The organism is Rheinheimera oceanensis (assembly GCF_018831085.1).
Taxonomy (GTDB): Bacteria; Pseudomonadota; Gammaproteobacteria; order Enterobacterales; family Alteromonadaceae; genus Alishewanella; species Alishewanella oceanensis.
In genome coordinates this window covers 46,650-64,843 of record NZ_JAGPNM010000001.1, presented here as the reverse complement: position 1 = coordinate 64,843, position 18,194 = coordinate 46,650, and the positions used below count along the sequence as shown (strand labels likewise).

Sequence of the window (18,194 nt, the reverse complement as noted above, 5' to 3'; positions counted from 1 at the left end):
TATTCCTGCTGTTGTCTCTGCTGTGTTACAAGGCAAAACTCAGATGAGGTTTACCGGCAATATAAGCACTGCGAAAGGTATCAAAGTAGTGTTGCAATGCTGTGGCAGCGCTATTGTCGTTTGCCAGCTTCAGTACTTCAATGGCAACTTCGGCGGTACACAGTTGGTGCAGGTGTGCCGCTTCGCGCAACTGGTAGCCTGAGCCCTGCTGCGGTTGAATGCCCAGAACTGGCAGGTTAGCTAAATAAGAGCTTTTAAACATTTTTTTTGCTTCACGCCAGGTGCCGTCCAGCATAATAAACAGCGGTATTTTACCATTTTGCACGCTGCTAAGCTCAAGCGGGCTGTTAATGCAGCGCTCAGCTTGCGCATATTGCTGCGGAAATACCACTATCGGTGCATAACGCGCATCGGCCAGCAGTGTCAGCATGGCTGCATCGGGCCGGGTTCTGTCCCAGACATAAGCATGGTTGTCGGCTATCACATCAGCAATAATACGGCCGGTATTACTGGGTTTATAGCATTCGCCGGTGTACATAATAAAACAAAAGGCGCTGTTACTCACGACGCTGGGTTTACTGGCACAGATGCACTCAGCTTGTGGCAGCAGGCACTGCTCACAGCGTTTAACTTTGCTGCCACGGGCGTTAAACACCCTTGTGGCTTTTGCCAGCTCCTGCGCACGGAGCCTGAGGACAGAATTAATATGCGACATGCTGGATCTGCTGATGGCTGCTTTGTTAAGGGCGGCTATTGTAACGGCTTTTATGCTACACTGCGCGCTGATTTTTCTGCCGGAATTTGCCGTGTCGATAGCCCGCCAAGCCTCTGAAATTACCCTGCCAGCTGTTAATAACGGCTGGCATAGCGTGCTGCAGTTTCTTTGCAGCCGGTTTCCGCTTATCAGTGAAGCTATCTGGCGTGAGCGCATTGCTACAGGCAAAGTACACTGGTTTAACGGCGACGCCATCAACGCAGATACGCCTTTTATGCCCAGCAAGCGGCTGTGCTATTACCGTGAAGTAACGGCTGAGCCGGTTGTTCCGTTTGTACACCACATTGTGTACCGGGATGAGCATATTATTGTGGCAGACAAACCGCATTTTTTGCCGGTTACGCCAGGCGGTGAATACGTTAATGAGTGCTTACTGGCGCGCTTACAGGCTGACACCGGTATAAGCGATATTGCCCCTGTGCACCGGTTAGACCGCGATACCGCTGGCCTGGTGCTGTTTTCTGTTAATGCCCAAAGCCGGCCGGCTTATTACCAGCTGTTTAGTGAGGGCATTATCAACAAGCAATATCAGGCGGTGGCGCGGTTAACACCGCAGGCTGCCACAGCGGAGTTACCACAGCATTGGCGTATTGCAAACCGCATTGAAAAAAGCACGCCGCGTTTTATTAACGCCATGGTACCGGGGGAGGTAAATGCGGTATCAGATATCAGCCTGGTGGCCAAAAGCGATGAACTTGGGCTGTTTGAGCTGACACCACACAGCGGTAAAACCCATCAGCTACGCCTGCATATGCTTAGCCTGGGTATGCCGATTTTGTATGATAATTATTACCCTGAACTGAAACCGAAGCAGGCACTGCAGCTTGATAAGCCGTTGCAACTGCTGGCAAAACAGTTAAGTTTTACCGATCCTGTAACGCAAAAACAGCAGCAATTCAGCAGTAAGATACAGCTGTTGGCCTGGCCAGGCTAACCTTTGGCATATTGTTGTAACAGCTTATCCAATTGATTAGCAAAGGCCTGGCGGTCACTTTGGTTCAGCGGCGGCGGGCCGCCGGTATGCACACCGCTGCCACGCAGGGTATCCATAAAATCACGCATGGTCAGCTTTTGTTTAATGGTGTCGTTGCTGTACAGCTCGCCACGCGGGTTTAGCGCATGGCCGCCTTTGGCCAGCACATCGGCTGCCAGCGGAATATCTGCGGTGATCACCAAATCACCGGCTTCGCAGCGGCGTACTATTTCATTGTCGGCTTCATCAAAGCCGCTGGACACCGTAATGGCCGAGATAAACTTCGATGGCGGTACGCGGATAAGTTGATTCGCTACCAGCAGTGTGGCTATTTGTTTGCGCTCGGCGGCACGAAAAATAATGTCTTTGATTACCACCGGGCAGGCATCAGCGTCGACGTAAATTTTCATCTGTCAGGATTTTCCGTTTAGCAACAGTTGCAGACGCGGCAGTATAGCAGTTGGCGTCAGGCCGCGCTCGCCCTGGATAGCAGCCAGCTGGTCTGCCGCAGTGCCGTGCAGCCAGCCTCCAAGTGCAGCGGCATCAAAACCGGTTAAACCCTGTGCCAGCAGCGCGGCGATAATGCCGGATAGCACATCGCCCATACCCCCGCAGGCCATGCCGGGGTTACCACAGTCGAGTCTGGCCAGCTGTTGCGGCCCTGCAATCAGACTGGCATGGCCTTTTAGCAGTACGGTGCCGCCAAAGCGTTGTTGCAGCTGTTGCACGGCTGCGAGCCTGTTATGCTGAATGTCAGCGCTGCTGCAACCGAGCAAGCGTGCGGCTTCACCCGGGTGTGGCGTTAGCAGCCAGTTGTCGCGCTTTAACTGTTGTTGCTCAGCTTGTGGTAAGGCTGCCAGATAATTCAGTGCATCGGCGTCAAGTAACAAGGGTTTGTCAGACGCTAATATCTGAGCCATTAAAGCGCTACCCCAACTGCGCAAGCCAAGACCCGGCCCTGCCAGCAGTACTGTTGCCCGCGCCAGCATATTGCTGAAATGCTGATGGCTTACCATCACTTCTGGCTGGCGGCTCAACGTAGCGCTGATATGTTCAGGTTGCGTGAATAAGCTTACCAGGCCCGCTCCGCAGTGCACTGCGCTTTGCGCTGCCATTATTGCCGCGCCACCATAGCCATGGTCGCCACCTATCACCAGTACATGACCGAAGTGGCCCTTATGCGCCTGACGTTGCCGGGCTGGAAGTAAGCGCGTTAGCCATTGCGCGGTGACTGGCTGAATATTACCATTCATACAAAATGTCTCCGGTTCACTTAAGGTACACCGCTTCAACCTTTGTGGCTATCCAGGCTATTGTCATCCTGATAAGCATGGTAAAAACGCATACTGTCGGGGTAGGGAAAAATATCTTCTACCACGCCATTGCGGATATTTTGCTGTTTCTGCCGCCAATAGGCGGCGTCTAATAATTCGGGATGTTTGCTAAATAACAGCTCACGGATTTGCGGCTGCGGTGTAACAAAGGTGGCCATTTGTTCAGGAAATACATCACCCGGTGCGGCGCACACTGTGCCTTCGGCAAACAGCGCATCTTCGTAGTTATCGGTTTTCGGGAAGCTTCTGAAATTAACATCCAGCATATACTGCACTTCGTCGTAGTCGTAAAACACCACGCGTTTATGCCGCGTTACACCAAAGTTTTTCAGCAGCATATCACCGGGGAATATATTGGCCGCTATCATCTGCTTAATCGCCTGGCCGTAGTCGTCCATAATATGGCGCTTATCTTCCAGTGAGGCGGTTTCCAGATAGATATTCAGCGGGATCATCCGCCGCTCAATATACAGGTGTTTAATCACCACCAGCTCATCTTCAAAGCTGAGCGAGTCGCCGATTACCTGCTGTAATTCTTCGAGTAATTCAGCCGAAAAACGGTTTTTCGGTAAGGCAACATCAGAGTATTCCAGCGTATCGGCCATGCGTCCGACACGGTCATGTTTTTTTACCAGCAGGTAGCGTGCTTTTACCGTATCGCGGCCAAATTCTTTGCTGGGGGCAAACTTGTCGCGGATCACTTTAAACACATAAGGGAAGGAGGGCAGGGTAAACACCATCATCACCATGCCACGGGTACCGGGAGCCGCCACAAATTGATCATTGCTTTTATTCAGATGGTTTAACAGTTCACGGTAAAATTCGGTTTTGCCCTGTTTATGTAAGCCAATGCTGGCATACAGTTCGGCCAGAGTTTTATGCGGTAGCAGCTCGCGCAAAAAATGTACCAGTGCCGATGGCACCTGGCTGGCTACCATAAAATAAGCGCGCGAGAAGCCGAAAATAATCGTCATTTGCTTGGCGTCAGTTACCAGGGTGTCGATATATAAACCGGCACCTTCGCGGTGCAGCAACGGAATAATAAACGGCTGCTGGCCATCCGGTGTTACCGCGCGGCCAACAATGTAAGCAGCTTTATTGCGGTAAAATACCGACCTTAAAATATCAAAGCGAATTTGGTACACCGGGTGGCGGCCATGGCTGGACTGCGCCATAAAGCTTTTTACAATCAGGCGGATATCACGGTCCAGGTTCACAAAGGGCGTAATAAAGCCAAAGCCGGAGACAATATTACGGATAGTTTGTTTTAAACCATCCTGCGCCGGAAAGTAGCTGTCATATACCGAGGCCACCGGCGCCGGTAAATGCTGCTTGCTCAGCGTTGATTCAACGAAAATGTTTTTATTATGGAAGTACTTACGCTCAAATAACTGGCAAAACACCGAGTTATAAAAGGTTTCAGCCAGCTCGGCCTGAGGGTGAAACGCCAGAAACTCCATATAGTGCTGCTTTACCTGCTGCCACAGCGTTTCGTTTAAGCACTGGCTTGGCAGTTCGCTGGCCAGATGGGCAATAGCTTCAGTAACGCGCTGATCATAAAACGAAATGCGATCAGAGCTGTCCTGCTGAAAGGCGCGCCAGTCGGCCAGTTCAAAACGTTGTTTGGCTTTGGCAGTAATAGCCTGAAATAAACTGAAGTGGCGGCGAAAGCCTTTTAAGATAATTTCAGCAATTTGTTTCGCCTGACTCATATAGCGGCCTGCAGTGAAGGGGCGGTTGCCTGATTAACGTACTCTAATCAGGAAAACGCAGAATTGCCAGTATACATGCCGGTAACCTTATTATCGGCATGTTATACCCGGCTTATTCCGGTTGGCTCAGGCTGATATTGGCCGCTGTGTCCGGCTGTACATTGTCGCCATAGTTAAATACTACTGCCAGCACCAACACTACTGAGGCTGCCAGCATCAGCTTTAGCAGCAATGGTGCACAAAAGCGGAACCAGTGGCCGTAAGGAATACCGGCAATACCGATAATGCCCATTAACACCGCATTAGTGGGGATGATCATATTAGAAAAGCCATCACCGAACTGATATGCCAGTACGGCAACCTGACGCGGAATGTCGAGTAAGTCGCTCAGAGGCACCATTAATGGCATAGTGACATAAGCCTGACCACTGCCGGAGGGAATAAAGAAATTCAGCAGGGTTTGAATAACCAGCATGCCGACAGCGGCCGCTTCCGCGCCAACATAAGATAATGGCAGCGACATACCATATACCAGTGAGTGTAAAATCTGGCCGTCTTCCATAACCAGCGAAATACCACGCGCCACACCTATCAGCATGGCGGTAGTGGTGAGCTCCATGGCGCCGTCGATAAACTTTTGTGCCGCAGTGTCGGCAGAAATGCGGCCAACGACCGCAGTAAACAGGCCCCAGGCCACAAAGCAGGCGCTTAGCTCGTATAAGTACCAGCCATGTACCCTAATACCATAAGCCACTATGGCGATGGTACCGACAAAGCTGGCTAAAATCAGTTTATGGTTTAGCGCCAGTTGTGGGTAAGTGGCGGTTTGTTTATCGCCCAGTGGGCAGGGTAAACCGGCTACCATTGAATTGGCCGGGTCGGCCAGCACTTTTTTGGCGTAGCTCCAGACATGGTGAAAACCAATCAGTACAAAGGGGATAAAAATGGCCAGCCGTAGTTCAATGCCCGACAGTACCGGCACTTCGGCAATTTGCTGGGCAATAATTACTGTAAAAGGGTTAATGGCCGATACGCCATAGCCAATACCATAACCGGCTACTGTCATGCCTACTGCTGTCATGGCATCCAGCCGCATGGCTTTACACAGTGCAACTAAAATCAGCACAAAGGGGATATATTCACCGGCAGTGCCGATGGCGCTGGACGCCATGGCAAAGCAGAACACTACCATAAAGATCAGCATCTGCGGTTTTTCACCAAACCGGGTCAGCAGGCGGCCAATTAATGCATCCACAGTGCCGGTGGCGCGGGCGATAGAGAGTACACCGCCTAAAATCATTACAAAGAAAATAACGTCCTGAGCGCTGGCAAAAGCCCGTGGTATGGCGGTTAACAGCTGCCACGGGCTTAAGTACTGGCGTTCTTCTACTAAAGCAAAGGTGCCGGGTACTACTGCAGAGCGGCCATTGGCCAGGGTTTGGGTTTCAAAAAAGCCTTGCGGTACTATCCAGGTGGCGATCATCGCCAGCACCATCATGCTAAACAACAAGGTAAGGGTGTGGGGTACTTTAAATCTTGCCATGCTTTAGTGTCCCTTAAGTGCAGCTCAGATTAAAATTTAAGGTGCGTTATGCTGCGCTATATCGATAAAAAAAACGGAGTCTACCGCAACACTGTTAGCATCACAAACAGGTATTTACGGCTGTTACTTGTCTGCAGTGCGCTCATTGTATAGGCTAGGCGCCTTTTTCTGTGGTTGATTTTTCCGGAGTTTGTTGTGGCTTTGTTTGCCCTGACGATTTTTTTAAGCGCGGCTTTGCTGTTTTTAATTCAGCCGATGCTGGCTAAACAGTTACTGCCGTACCTCGGAGGTGGTGCCGCAGTATGGACTGCCTGCATGTTGTTTTTTCAAGCCATGCTGCTGGCCGGTTATGCCTATGCCCATGCTTTGTGCCGTTTTCTGTCTCCGTTGGCACAGCGTTGGCTGCACAGCCTGTTATTATTGCTGGGCCTGTTGAGTTTACCGTTATTGTACCGATCAGACGTTATGGCATTCAGTGCGCTGCCGCCGTTGGCGGCTGTATTGCTGTTTTTGTTGTTTACCACAGGTTTGCCCTATTTTTTACTGTCGGCCACCGGGCCTTTACTGCAGCATTGGTTTGCCGGCCGCTTTAGTACGGTGTCACCATATCGTTTATATGCATTGTCAAATATCGGTTCTTTGGGCGGCTTGCTGGCATATCCGTTTTTGCTTGAGCCGGGCTTATTGTTATCTGAACAACGCTTGTACTGGTTATCGGGCTTTATTGTTTTTGCTGCCTGCTGCCTGGCGTTGATGTGGCAAAATCTGGCGGCGTTGCCGCTGTCGTACCGGGCTGGTGCCGCCCGGCTGCGTCAACCGGCCGCTCTGCGCTGGTTGGCGTTGTCGGCCAGCGGCGTGGTGTTATTACTTGCGGTAACGCAGCAACTTACCCAGAACGTGCCGCCCATTCCGTTTTTATGGGTGGTGCCGCTGTGTTTGTATTTGCTCAGTTATATCCTGGTGTTTAATAAACCGCATTGGTACCAGCCGGGGATTTGGCGCTATCTGTTTTGTCTGAGTATGGTGTTTGGCCTGTTACTGTTTTACCTTGGACGCCAGTTTGACCTGATCTCGCAGTTGCTGCTGTATCTGTTAGTGCTGTTCAGTGGCTGTATGTTGTGCCACGGCGAGCTGGCGCGGTTAAAACCACAGCCACGTGGTCTAACCGGTTATTATTTATTACTGGCTGCCGGCGGAGCCCTGGGTAGCCTGGCAGTTAATCTGTTGGCACCATTGTTGTTTACGCAGCATTGGGAGTTTTTACTGGTACTGTTGGCTATTTATTTGCTGTTGTGGCCACGCACACCGGGTACGCCACCCTGGCAGCAGGTATTGTGGTTAAGTGGCGCCGCGTTATTTACGCTAAGTGTGCTGGCGCTGGAGTGGCAACTTGGCCGCCATAACGTTTATGCCGAACGTAATTTCTACGGCAGTCTTACCGTGCGCGATATCAGCGTCAACGGCAATATGCAGCGACGCTTAATTGACGGCACCACCAGCCATGGTGCGCAATATTTGGCAGCCCCCTTATCGCATGCAGCGCAAAGTTATTATCGCGCCGGTACCGGGGCTGCGTTAGCGTTAGAGTACTTTTTACCGGCGGCGCCATCGCGCAATGTTCAGCAGTTGCAACAACGTAAATTCGGCTTGGTAGGGTTAGGCGCCGGGGCGTTGGCAGTTTATGGCAGGCAGGACGATACCATGCTGTTTTACGAGCTGAACCCGGCGGTTATTAAAGTGGCAACGGAGTATTTCAGTTACCTTGGCGACAGCGCGGCAACGGTTGAAATTGTACCGGGTGATGCCAGATTAATGCTGCAGACGCAGCTGGCAGCCGGCAGCCAGCAGTTTGATGTACTGGTGCTGGATGCCTTCAGCAGCGACAGCATTCCGCAGCATTTACTTACACTGGAGGCCATGCAGTTGTATTGGCAGCATTTACACAGTGATGGTGTGCTGGCAGTGCATGTGTCGAATAACTATCTGGATTTAACCGGCTTATTGCGCAATCAGGCTGTCAGCCTTGGCCTGCAGGCGTATTTTATTGCCAGCCCGGCACAGGGCACTGATCCTGCGGCACACTGGGTGTTGCTGACGAATAATCAGCGTTTTATGCAGCAGCCGCAATTGCAACAGGCCTTAAGCCACTGGCTTACGCCGGCGCAACCTGCTGTCAGCTGGACAGATCAGCACAGTAATTTGCTGCAGGTACTAAAGTAACGCCAGGCAGCAAAGGGCAAAAAGCCACCCGGCAAGGGTGGCTTAATGTCAACACAGTGTGTTACTCATCGTCTTCTACCATGGTCATTAGCGAGGTATTCCCCCCCGATGCCGTGGTATCAATACTGATGGTTTTCTCGGTGACGAGCCGTTTAATTAACGTATCGTAATACTCGGCGCTGATCACCGGCAAAATGGCACCCTCGCGCCTGGCCAGTTGCTGGCTGAAGTACCCCAAGCGCGACGAGCGGGCAGCAACCACAGCCCCGGCTAAATGCGGATGAGCCAGAATAGCCTGTAACTGGTTTGATTTTGCCACCTGGAACACACCGTTAGCCACACCTGTAGCAATAAATTTTTCTCTGAACGTTTGGGCTTCTTCATAAAACAGCTCTGATGCTACCGTAATCACCGTATTACCTGCCGCCAGGGCGGTAATGATAGACAGAGTCCAGAAGTTAAACGAGGTGCTTTTATCGGCGTAGCACACTACACAGCCACGCGGCTCGTAGCGCAGCGTATTCGACTCGCCGGTAGGCCCCGGTAATTCGATGGCTTTGCGCATATGTTTTTCCAGCCGGTTTAGCTGCGCCCTGGCATCGGCCAGGGTAGAGCCTAAGTCGTCAGCCAGCTCGTCGATAATGTCAACGGTGGCTATTTTGGCCAACAATTGCCGTACCGCAGAAATACGATCATTTAATGCTGTTGCACGCCAGATTTTTTCGTCGCGCAGCGAGTTTGCCATCAGCTGCTGTACCTGCATTCCGGCGTCGGGGGCGTGGTGTAAGTCCAGCTCATCGGGTGACAGGTTAGTCATTTGTACATTGTCCGGCGAGGCTTTTTCTTTTAACAGCCGCACTAAGTAGTTCGGGCCACCGGCTTTGGGGCCGGTACCTGACAAACCCCTGCCACCAAAGGGTTGCGCCCCGACAATGGCACCTATCATATTACGGTTAACATACACATTGCCCGCGCGTGACATCTTGGCCAGGTAGTCGCAGCGCTCTTCAATACGTGAATGAATACCCATGGTCAGGCCAAAACCGGTGCCGTTGATCTGATCGATAACCTTATCCAGCTCTTTCGCTTTAAAGCGGATAATATGCACACAAGGGCCAAATACCTCGCGTTTTAGCACAGATAAATCTTTAATTTCATATAAACGCGGTGCAAAGAAGTAAGCGCCGTGGGTGCTGTTATCCGGAATATTGCACTGGTAGTGCAGCGTGGCTTTATCCTGCAGGTACTCAACGTGCTGCTGCAGGTTGTTTAGTGCTTTGGCATCAATAACCGGGCCGATATCGGTGCTAAGCAGCGCCGGATCGCCCACATGCAGCTCTTTTAAAGCACCTTTTAGCATGGTAATGAGGTTGTCGGCCACGTCTTCCTGAATAAACAGCACCCGCAGTGCCGAACAGCGCTGGCCGGCACTTTGAAAACCTGAACTGATCACATCGTCAACCACCTGTTCGGGCAGTGCTGTCGAGTCAACAATCATACAGTTCTGGCCACCGGTTTCGGCAATCAGCGGCACCTGAATATCACTGCGTGCGGCCAGCGTTTGTGCAATAAGGTTGCCGGTATCGGTAGAGCCGGTAAACATCACTGCTTGTATGCGCGGGTCCGGCACTATGGTTTTACCCACATCACTGCCGCGGGCAAGCACTGCCTGTACTACATGCTCGGGCAAGCCTACGGTGTGCATTAGTTCAATGGTACGCAGTGCAATCAGGCTGGTTTGTTCGGCAGGTTTGGCGATAACGGTATTACCGGTAACAATAGCGGCGGCCACCTGGCCCAGGAAAATTGCCAGCGGAAAGTTCCACGGGCTGATACATAAAATGACGCCGCGGGGTTCAAAGCGCTCGTCTTTGGCCAGCTCTTCTGAGCGGGCGGCGTAATAGCGGCAAAAATCGACCGCTTCACGCACTTCGTCAATGCCATCCTGCGCCACTTTACCGGCTTCTTTAATACAAATGGCTACCAGTTCGTCGTTGTGGCGCTCTAAAATATCGGCTATCCGGCGCAGCAGGTTTGCCCGTTGCTTAATGGGTACTTGCGACCAACTGCTAAATGCGGCGTCAGCATTTGTTAGCAATTGCTGCATTTGTTCAGTGCTGTGCAGGCTGATATGGCCTATTATTTCCCGGTGGTTAGCCGGGTTTATTACCGCTGCTACACCTGTTGGCAGAGTGTCGGCCGTGATCCTGTGCTCGTTAAACCATTTGTCTAAATTTGCTTTAAACGGCATCAGGGCATTTACATCAGTTAAATCCAGGCCGCGCGAGTTAGCCCGTTCCGCGCCGTATAAATCTACCGGCATTTTTATCTGGCTATTGTACTTGTTGCGCAGGCCTTGCAGGGTTTCTACCGGATCGGGCAGCAATGCCTCTACCGGCTGGGTGGTATCAACAATAGCATTAACAAAAGACGAGTTGGCGCCGTTTTCCAGCAAACGCCGCACTAAGTAAGCCAGCAGGTTTTCATGCTCGCCAACCGGAGCATATACCCGGCACTGAATTTTTTCGCTACTGACAATCTGGTCAAATAATGATTCGCCCATGCCGTGCAAGCGCTGAAACTCAAAGCCGGTGTTGTTGCCTTTGGCTACTTCTAAAATAGTGGCGGCGGTGTAAGCATTATGGGTAGCAAACTGCGGATACAGCACATCGCGCGCTTCAAGCAATTTAATGGCGCAGGCTTTGTAAGACACATCGGTAGAGGCTTTGCGGGTAAACACCGGAAAGTGTTCCAGGCCACCTTGCTGGGTGGTTTTAATTTCAGTATCCCAGTAGGCACCTTTTACCAGCCGTACCATTAGTTTACGGTTAACTTTACGGGCTAAATTGGCCAGCCATTCAATCACAAAAATAGCCCGCTTCTGATACGCCTGTACTGCCAGGCCAAAGCCGGTCCAGTCGCCCAGGTCGTCATCACTGAACACGGCTTCAATTATATCCAGTGAAATATCTAAGCGATCGGCTTCTTCGGCATCTATGGTAAAGCCAATATCGTAGTGTTTAGCCAGCAGCACCAGAGTTTTGAGTTTAGGCAGTAATTCAGCCATTACCCGTTCGCGCTGGCTAAACTCATAGCGAGGATGAATAGCGGAAAGCTTAACGGAAATGCCGGGGCTTTTAACCGGGCCGCGGCCATTAGCGGCTTTACCAATAGCATGAATGGCGGTTAAATAGCTTTGGTAGTAACGCTCGGCATCGGCCATAGTGCGGGCGCCTTCGCCCAGCATATCGTAAGAATACACATAACCTTTTTTCTCTGTGTCTGCTGCGCGCTCTATGGCTTCATCAATGTCGCGCCCCATAACAAACTGTCTGCCCATAATTTTCATGGCAAAGTTAACCGACTTGCGGATCACCGGCTCGCCCAGGCGGCCAAGGGTTTTTTTCAGAATACCAAACTGGTGAGCTTTGTTTTGATCAGAGTAGCTCACCATTTTACCGGTAACCAACAAGCCCCATGACGACGCATTAACAAATAACGAGTCGCTGCTGCCCAGATGCGCGCTCCAGTCGCCTTTGGCAAGTTTGTCGCGGATCAGCGCTTCCTGGGTACTTTTATCCGGTACCCGCAGCAACGCTTCAGCCAGGCACATCAGTACCACGCCTTCTTCGCTCGACAGGGAGAACTCATTTAATAATGCGTCAATACCACCCTGGCCGTCTTGCTCCTTACGGATCGTTTTAACCATCTGCCGTGCCCGTTCCCACGCCCGGCTGCGGGCCTTCACGCCGACTTCAGCCAGCGGTAACAGCAAATCAATCACGCTGTTTTCATCAATACGGTAATGGTTACGGATTTTCTGCCGTAACGGGCAAGAGGTGGTTAAATCAGCATCAAATAACATAAGTCGGCCTGTCATAGGGGCGTAAACGCCTAAGCGCTACGCCGGGTTAACATGGAGGTTACTTCGCGCATACTAAAGAAAATATGACAAAATAGGCTAGTGTATTTTGGCTTAAAAACCATAATTCACATGGTTTATGTGTATTTTTGCAGTGTAAAGTTCGGTGTTTTTTATATTATGCCGACTTTTGTTGTATTTTATTCTGTTTGAGGGCATGCCAAATGCTACCCGGCTTAGCTTTTTACCCGCAGTACCAGAGTGTCTGCCAGTTTGTCCTGAATGGCCTGGCGGTTTGGGTCCCAGTATACTTGTAAAAAGCCCAGCAAGCCGGTGGCTAAGCCAGCGCTATACCCACCCTGGCGGCCAAAAGCCCCCCACAGTGAGATGGGCTTGTTGTCCAGTTGCACTACGCGAATGCCGCATAATTTTTTGCCAATAGTCTGGCCGTTATTCCAGGCAATAAACAGCGTAAAATAGCCGATAGCCCAACCAAAACCGATCCCTAAATCAGCCAAAATACCTTGCACCCATTTCAGTACGCTATGATCAGATTTTTGTAACCGTTGCCACAGCGATGCTCTGGTTATTACTGCTGCGGGTTCCGGCCCGGTTGTTGTACCTTGCACTGCCTCGCTTATTTGTTCTACCGTTGCGCCAACTTTGAGGCTGGTAAGGGCTTCTGTCATCACTGCGGCTTTTTCGCCGGCAGATAACTGGCTGATGTCCAACAGGTCGCTAAGCATTTCTTCCCGCTCGGCAATGCTTAGCTGGGTGTTTTGTAGTTGTTGTATCACTGCCTGTAATTGCACTTGGGCACAGGCTGCATCGCAGTCGGCCTGGCTTAAGCGCAAAGCATTTGCCGATACAGCAGTGCTGTCAGTAATACGTTTAATAGTGGTGTCGGAGGGCAGGGAAGATGTCCAGTTATGGCTGGTAAACAACAGCAGTGCCGTGCAGGCCAGAATGGCCACCTGGCCGGTTTTACCTGCCTGCCAGCGCGACCACGCCAGGTAAGTCAGCATGGGTATTACAAAAATCAGGCTGCCGGAGGTAAGGGCAGCGATGAAAAAACCGTCAATCAGTATTGCTATACCACGGCGTGCAGGCCTGGCTAATTGTTTACCAATTAACTCTGGTGCTACAGCAAATATATGTGGGGTTACCACCCGCCGTACCTGGCTTTCGGTGAGTTGTTTACCGCTGCTGTCAACAAAGGTGTCTGGTGCTACTTCAGAAATTGCGGCATTATCTGCAGATGGCAGTGTGGCAGGGGGGCGTGTACTCATGGTTTAACGGGCTCTGACTGGCTAAATTAAAATTACTCTAAACACAGCACGCTGCTAATGCAATGCACAAAACATAACTTTGGCCATGGTTTTATAAAACCTGCAGCCACAGCCTTTAACAAGGCCGCATACCTGCAGTATTTGGCAGTGTTTGCCCGGCTAGCTGTTGGGCGTACTTACTTAACAACTACTTAGTTAACAACATTATTAAACAGAACATCGGGCATTATGGAACAGCTTAATACAGGCAAAAAGAGGAAAACCGCAGGCTTTTACTGGTTACTAACACTGTTTACCGGTGCTGCGTGGGGAGGCTGCGCACTGATTTTTGCCGATCTGTGCCTCAGTTTTGGCGGCGGTAATAACAGAGGTTGTGTAAGCAGTTTTAATTACCCTGATATTATTACCGGCGTGGCTATTGCTGGTGTAGTGCTGTTAATTCCGGTCTTTTGTGTAATAGCAATGGTGGCATTATTAGTAACTTTGTTCAGGCGAAATTAAACCACATTTAGCCTGGCCGACATTTGCGTGCAGTTGCCGCCATTATTTGGCTAAGTGGTGTTACTCCAGCTCAGCCAGCCGGGCTTTTAACTGCTCGTTACGCTTTTTCTCTTTTTCCAGCATCTTTTTTAATTGCAATATTTTGGCAGCGGCTTCGTCGTCTTGTAATGCTTTAAGCCGTGGTTCGCCGTTTTGCGGGTCGATGATTTTTTTTGCTCTGGCATTGCAGGTTGGGCATTGATGAATATCAGACATAATAAACTCCTGACTGGTTTTTGCTGTATTGGTTGATATAATCAACTTAATTGTTGGGTTTTTAGTTGATGATGTCAACTTGTTTGTGGTGTTTAAGGTAGGGTTATGGATGAAAAGCGGGATTTACTCGACCAACTACAGCAGCTTACCGCTGAATTGCGCGGCCAGTTTTTTCAGCAACTTGCCCCCGAGTTGCCAGGGCTAACAGCAATGCATGGCCGACTGTTGCTGATGCTGGCGCTAAAACCAGGCAGTACAGCTCAGCAGCTCACAGAATTATTAAGGCGGGATAAGGCGCAAATTACCCGGTTGTTAAATGACTTACAGCAAGCTGCTTTATTACAGCGCCAAAGCGATCCTGCAGATGGCCGGCGCCAGCTACTGGTATTGTCAGAGCAAGGCCAGCAATTGGCCGCGCAGTTAAAAGCAAAAAAACGCCAGATAGCCAGCAAAATGCTGGTGAACTTAACTGCGCAGCAGCAAGAGCAGGTAGCGCAGGCACTGGCGCAGATGTACCAGAATTTAGTAAATACTTAATTTACCGCGCTTAATTAACTACGTTAGTGCTATTGTGCGTAATACCAGTAACGGCAGCCCGAAAACAGAAGCACTTGTTGTAGAGTTTATAAAGTGACGGGTACTGCTTCCAGCAGTGTCATAATAGTACGGTTATTGTTTAACCTGGCTAAATCAAGCAGGTAGCTTTTTTCCAGCAGTTGCATACTTTGGTTTGCCAGCAGTTCCTTTACCCGCTGTTCTTCATTATTAATAATGGCGGTCTTCAGTGCCGCATAGTGTATAAAACTGCGTGATCCTTCTTCAGGTTCTGTTTGCTCAGATGTCATTAATCAGGCTCCATTGTGTTTAAAGCGGCCCGTTTTAACTACTAAAACGGGCCTTGTCAGTTACGCCAATAGCTAAGTCGTTCAGCTTAACTACCTTCAAACGAGGTAATATCCAAAGTAATGTCACAGGTTAATAACCTGGATATCGGGCAGGTTAATTTGGCTTCTACCGCCGCTTTTTCAAAGTCTTCACCGCTGATGCCCGGTACTTTGGCGTCTAACTTTATCTCGGACTTTGTGATGGTAAAACCATCACCTTCTTTAACCAGCGTAATGGCTACCTTAGACGCTAAACTGCCTTTATTAAAGCCCAGCTTTGCCAGGCCAAAAGACAGCGCCATAGTAAAACACGATGCATGCGCAGCAGCGATTTGCTCTTCCGGGTTGGTGCCTGCCTTGCCTTCAAACCGGGTATTAAAGCCATAAGGCTGATCTTTTAAAGCGCCCGATCCAGTAGAAACATGCCCTTTACCGTCTTTGCCAAGACCTTCATATTTTGCAGTAGCCCATTTGATAATAGCCATGTGTGCTCCTTAGTTGTTAAACGGTGTTGTTGACAACGCAAGTGTTATTAGCGCGGTTAAGTTACCTATAACAGCAGCAAGAGCTGTTCCACACCGGCAAAAGCCCGCCAGCAGGGCGTTTTAACGAAAGTGCCCTGAGCCTGGCCCGGTAAGGTATTCACGATAGGGGATAAGAATTGTAAAAATTGCAGGCTTTAACGAACTTGGCATCAAGCCAACTGAAATACCTGTTCAAAAACACAGTTTGGTCTTTGAGTTTTTTATCAGCAACTCGCGGGTGCAAAAGCCGCAAGTTGCAGCAGCAAAAATTGCTACAACATAAAAATGCTTGATTTACATTCAGCCAGCGCCATAGACTGGAGCCAATATTGCAACTTGCGGGATCTTAGCAACACAACTCGCGGGTTTAGATCCTTTGAATAATATTATTTAGGCTAATCAGATTCGAGATCAGAAATAAAGCTCAAACATAGGAGAGTTGAAATGAGCCAAATTATAGAAGAGCTATATTTTGAAAAATTGCCAGTAGATTTATTCAGGCACGGAACTACGACAACCCCTCAAATGCACAAGCCCCGTACAATGCCACCACGTGAACTTGCTCAGGTTCATGATCTTAAAATATACAAGAAAGGCGGTATAGATTGGGTGGACCATGAGTCGGGAGGGATCTCGCTGTTCAACAAGCCCAATCTGCGTTTCGGTAATCGTTGGTGGAAATTACCTAAAGGTGCGCAAATTCCTTCAGGAATGCGAGTAAGTCGAGATAAAGGTATGAATCCGGTTACTGGGCAAATTCACTACACTATCCGCCCTCTACATGACATGCCACTTTCATCTTTTATTCAGAAGCTTAAAGATTTCTCGGCTGTCGCTATGCCTGATTTCCCCGTAGCGCAAAGGAAGGTGTAAATATGGAGCTTTCTCAAAAAGAAAAAGTAATTGCTTTAGCAGCCTTGCACAAATACATGGAGCATTTAGAAGCTCAGCTGCGCTCGGATGAAATTGATGAAGAAGCTTACGCTGACATCGCAAATGACGCATCAGTTTTGGAAATCCTGATATATAAGACTGAGCAAGAGCTAAATGCAAAAGCCTAACAAAGTGCGGCATTCGGGGCCTGCGGCCCCGGCGACGTTCACAAGTTCGCGTGTATGCGTGCGGCGTTAGTGTGTCAAGCAAAGCTTGATGCATCTTGCAGGGTGTAAGTCCCCGTCGGGTAAGGTGTAACTGACCTCCCGTATCAAGTGTTGCGCCTATGGCGGAACTGGCTTTTTTTGATGCTGCTGTACTAGCTACGCTCGCCACTGCGGGCTGTGTTGCTCATGAAAATGGACCTAATATGAAGTTACTCTTACTATTCTTAAATGCTTTTCTTCTAATTTTACCCGTATGTGCAAAAGAAGCCTTGAGTATCGACTACTGGGGTAGCATCGAAAAAACTGTACAGGAAACAGGTTTCAACGGCACGATAGTGGTTGGACGTGGGGACCAGATTCTTTTGCAGAAAAGTGTTGGCTATGCCGATGCAGTAAAAACAATTCCACTTACCGCTAATCACTTATTCAGTCCAGGTTCTGTGGGGAAAGAATTTACGACGGTTTCTATCATGCAGCTTGCTGCAAAAAACAAACTGAAGTATCAGGACAGCATTGCAAGATACGTTGATGCATTGCCTGCGTGGGCCAATAAAATAACTATAGAGCATATACTTACTCACACTTCAGGCTTGCCGGATGTAAAGTGGAAAAAGGGCATTACTACGGCCGATGCGATTCAGCAGATCCAGCAGGGAACGCCAGCTTTTGAACCTGGAACTGGTTACAAGTATACAAATTTGAACGTTGTTGTTCGCGCTCTGATAGTCGAAAGCATCACCGGGCAAAGCTATGCAGATTATGTTGATTCTTCAATTTTCAAAGTGGCGGGCATGACACATGCATTTCATCAAACCGAAAGTGAGCAGGTATCCAAAACTGTTGTTTCAGGTGACTTTCCGACGAATATGGCAGGTTTAACTATCTACGTAACGCCGCTAGACTTGTTTAAGTTTGAAAATGCTCTTTGGAATGGCGCATTGCTAAGTACAGATCAATTGAAGCAGGTATTGCCTGGTGATAGTTTGTCGGGGCAAACGAACAGAGCTTACTTTGATTTTGGCAAATTCTTCGTCGACGGCAATGGCGCTTTGGTTTCCTGGGAGCATGATGGCTCAAATCCCAGCCATCACACGATTAAACACCATGACTTCATCTCTGGGACTGTAATTATTTTAATGTCTAGTGATGGCAATAAATCGACGTTATACAAACTGTTGAACGAACTTAAGATTTTAACTTCGAAAGAGATTTAACCTACAAA

17 protein-coding genes are annotated in these 18,194 nt (G+C 49.6%); 7 read left to right on the top strand and 10 right to left on the bottom strand.

Annotated features, from left to right (window positions below):
- Positions 1–25: 25 nt before the first annotated feature.
- Positions 26–715, bottom strand: a complete 690-nt coding sequence (locus J3B89_RS00275) for a tRNA-uridine aminocarboxypropyltransferase (protein WP_215395524.1) — start codon at positions 713–715, stop codon at positions 26–28.
- A 13-nt stretch (positions 716–728) separates the two neighbouring features.
- On the opposite strand from J3B89_RS00275, the gene J3B89_RS00270 reads away from it, so the two are divergent.
- Positions 729–1,709 (top strand): pseudouridine synthase, encoded by a 981-nt coding sequence (locus tag J3B89_RS00270; protein WP_251372134.1) that lies wholly within the window; start codon positions 729–731, stop codon positions 1,707–1,709.
- Here J3B89_RS00270 and J3B89_RS00265 read toward each other — a convergent pair.
- The 4 genes from J3B89_RS00265 to J3B89_RS00250 form a co-directional block, all read right to left on the bottom strand.
- Positions 1,706–2,158 carry a YaiI/YqxD family protein gene (locus J3B89_RS00265; RefSeq protein WP_215395523.1) on the bottom strand — a complete coding sequence of 151 codons (453 nt, stop codon included), beginning with the start codon at positions 2,156–2,158 and terminating at the stop codon, positions 1,706–1,708. The genes J3B89_RS00270 and J3B89_RS00265 overlap by 4 nt on opposite strands.
- 3 nt (positions 2,159–2,161) lie before the next feature.
- Positions 2,162–3,001, bottom strand: coding sequence for an NAD(P)H-hydrate dehydratase (locus J3B89_RS00260; RefSeq protein ID WP_215395522.1), 840 nt, complete (start codon positions 2,999–3,001; stop codon positions 2,162–2,164).
- Between the two features lie 35 nt (positions 3,002–3,036).
- Positions 3,037–4,794, bottom strand: coding sequence for a bifunctional isocitrate dehydrogenase kinase/phosphatase (gene aceK / locus J3B89_RS00255; RefSeq protein ID WP_215395521.1), 1,758 nt, complete (start codon positions 4,792–4,794; stop codon positions 3,037–3,039).
- Between the two features lie 112 nt (positions 4,795–4,906).
- Positions 4,907–6,337: a YfcC family protein gene (locus J3B89_RS00250; RefSeq protein WP_215395520.1), complete on the bottom strand. Its 1,431-nt coding sequence runs from the start codon at positions 6,335–6,337 to the stop codon at positions 4,907–4,909.
- Positions 6,338–6,532: 195 nt separating this feature from the next.
- Between J3B89_RS00250 and J3B89_RS00245 the strand changes: the two genes are divergently transcribed.
- A complete protein-coding gene (locus J3B89_RS00245; protein WP_349814173.1) occupies positions 6,533–8,557 on the top strand; it encodes a spermidine synthase in 2,025 nt (674 codons plus the stop codon).
- Positions 8,558–8,618: 61 nt separating this feature from the next.
- Here the strand turns inward: J3B89_RS00245 and putA are convergent, their stop codons facing one another.
- Together putA and J3B89_RS00235 are read right to left on the bottom strand one after the other, a co-directional pair.
- A complete protein-coding gene (gene putA, locus J3B89_RS00240) occupies positions 8,619–12,437 on the bottom strand; it encodes a bifunctional proline dehydrogenase/L-glutamate gamma-semialdehyde dehydrogenase PutA (protein WP_251372132.1) in 3,819 nt (1,272 codons plus the stop codon).
- Positions 12,438–12,655: 218 nt separating this feature from the next.
- Complete coding sequence (locus J3B89_RS00235) at positions 12,656–13,708, bottom strand: RDD family protein (RefSeq protein ID WP_215395519.1); 1,053 nt, start codon at positions 13,706–13,708, stop codon at positions 12,656–12,658.
- A 228-nt stretch (positions 13,709–13,936) separates the two neighbouring features.
- Between J3B89_RS00235 and J3B89_RS00230 the strand changes: the two genes are divergently transcribed.
- Positions 13,937–14,209, top strand: coding sequence for a hypothetical protein (locus tag J3B89_RS00230; protein WP_215395518.1), 273 nt, complete (start codon positions 13,937–13,939; stop codon positions 14,207–14,209).
- A gap of 60 nt (positions 14,210–14,269) precedes the next feature.
- On the opposite strand, the gene J3B89_RS00225 is transcribed toward J3B89_RS00230, so the two are convergent.
- Entirely contained in the window at positions 14,270–14,464 is a 195-nt protein-coding gene (locus J3B89_RS00225; protein WP_215395517.1) for a hypothetical protein, read from the bottom strand.
- Positions 14,465–14,569: 105 nt separating this feature from the next.
- Here J3B89_RS00225 and J3B89_RS00220 point away from each other — a divergent pair, with 105 nt between their 5' ends.
- Positions 14,570–15,001 (top strand): MarR family winged helix-turn-helix transcriptional regulator, encoded by a 432-nt coding sequence (locus J3B89_RS00220; RefSeq protein WP_215395516.1) that lies wholly within the window; start codon positions 14,570–14,572, stop codon positions 14,999–15,001.
- An 86-nt stretch (positions 15,002–15,087) separates the two neighbouring features.
- Here J3B89_RS00220 and J3B89_RS00215 read toward each other — a convergent pair whose 3' ends face one another.
- Both J3B89_RS00215 and J3B89_RS00210 read right to left on the bottom strand, forming a co-directional pair.
- Positions 15,088–15,309 (bottom strand): hypothetical protein, encoded by a 222-nt coding sequence (locus J3B89_RS00215; protein ID WP_215395515.1) that lies wholly within the window; start codon positions 15,307–15,309, stop codon positions 15,088–15,090.
- 86 nt (positions 15,310–15,395) lie between these two features.
- Positions 15,396–15,833: an OsmC family protein gene (locus tag J3B89_RS00210; RefSeq protein ID WP_215395514.1), complete on the bottom strand. Its 438-nt coding sequence runs from the start codon at positions 15,831–15,833 to the stop codon at positions 15,396–15,398.
- 483 nt (positions 15,834–16,316) lie between these two features.
- On the opposite strand from J3B89_RS00210, the gene J3B89_RS00205 reads away from it, so the two are divergent.
- The 3 genes from J3B89_RS00205 (at position 16,317) to J3B89_RS00195 (ending at position 18,186) form a co-directional block, all read left to right on the top strand.
- Positions 16,317–16,745, top strand: coding sequence for a Tse2 family ADP-ribosyltransferase toxin (locus tag J3B89_RS00205; RefSeq protein WP_215395513.1), 429 nt, complete (start codon positions 16,317–16,319; stop codon positions 16,743–16,745).
- A 2-nt stretch (positions 16,746–16,747) separates the two neighbouring features.
- Positions 16,748–16,933, top strand: a complete 186-nt coding sequence (locus tag J3B89_RS00200) for a hypothetical protein (protein ID WP_215395512.1) — start codon at positions 16,748–16,750, stop codon at positions 16,931–16,933.
- Between the two features lie 158 nt (positions 16,934–17,091).
- Positions 17,092–18,186 carry a serine hydrolase domain-containing protein gene (locus J3B89_RS00195; protein WP_215395511.1) on the top strand — a complete coding sequence of 365 codons (1,095 nt, stop codon included), beginning with the start codon at positions 17,092–17,094 and terminating at the stop codon, positions 18,184–18,186.
- The last annotated feature ends 8 nt before the right edge of the window (positions 18,187–18,194 follow it).

Excerpts from the sequence above, each read along its gene's own strand:
- J3B89_RS00235 (WP_215395519.1), bottom strand. The coding sequence starts at position 13,708 with ATGAGTACACGCCCCCCTGCCACACTGCCATCTGCAGATAATGCCGCA.
- J3B89_RS00195 (WP_215395511.1), top strand. The coding sequence starts at position 17,092 with ATGGCGGAACTGGCTTTTTTTGATGCTGCTGTACTAGCTACGCTCGCC.
- J3B89_RS00225 (WP_215395517.1), bottom strand. The coding sequence starts at position 14,464 with ATGTCTGATATTCATCAATGCCCAACCTGCAATGCCAGAGCAAAAAAA.
- J3B89_RS00230 (WP_215395518.1), top strand. The coding sequence starts at position 13,937 with ATGGAACAGCTTAATACAGGCAAAAAGAGGAAAACCGCAGGCTTTTAC.
- J3B89_RS00220 (WP_215395516.1), top strand. The coding sequence starts at position 14,570 with ATGGATGAAAAGCGGGATTTACTCGACCAACTACAGCAGCTTACCGCT.
- J3B89_RS00200 (WP_215395512.1), top strand. The coding sequence starts at position 16,748 with ATGGAGCTTTCTCAAAAAGAAAAAGTAATTGCTTTAGCAGCCTTGCAC.
- aceK (WP_215395521.1), bottom strand. The coding sequence starts at position 4,794 with ATGAGTCAGGCGAAACAAATTGCTGAAATTATCTTAAAAGGCTTTCGC.
- J3B89_RS00250 (WP_215395520.1), bottom strand. The coding sequence starts at position 6,337 with ATGGCAAGATTTAAAGTACCCCACACCCTTACCTTGTTGTTTAGCATG.
- J3B89_RS00260 (WP_215395522.1), bottom strand. The coding sequence starts at position 3,001 with ATGAATGGTAATATTCAGCCAGTCACCGCGCAATGGCTAACGCGCTTA.
- J3B89_RS00275 (WP_215395524.1), bottom strand. The coding sequence starts at position 715 with ATGTCGCATATTAATTCTGTCCTCAGGCTCCGTGCGCAGGAGCTGGCA.
- J3B89_RS00210 (WP_215395514.1), bottom strand. The coding sequence starts at position 15,833 with ATGGCTATTATCAAATGGGCTACTGCAAAATATGAAGGTCTTGGCAAA.
- J3B89_RS00215 (WP_215395515.1), bottom strand. The coding sequence starts at position 15,309 with ATGACATCTGAGCAAACAGAACCTGAAGAAGGATCACGCAGTTTTATA.
- putA (WP_251372132.1), bottom strand. The coding sequence starts at position 12,437 with ATGACAGGCCGACTTATGTTATTTGATGCTGATTTAACCACCTCTTGC.
- J3B89_RS00265 (WP_215395523.1), bottom strand. The coding sequence starts at position 2,158 with ATGAAAATTTACGTCGACGCTGATGCCTGCCCGGTGGTAATCAAAGAC.
- J3B89_RS00270 (WP_251372134.1), top strand. The coding sequence starts at position 729 with ATGGCTGCTTTGTTAAGGGCGGCTATTGTAACGGCTTTTATGCTACAC.
- J3B89_RS00205 (WP_215395513.1), top strand. The coding sequence starts at position 16,317 with ATGAGCCAAATTATAGAAGAGCTATATTTTGAAAAATTGCCAGTAGAT.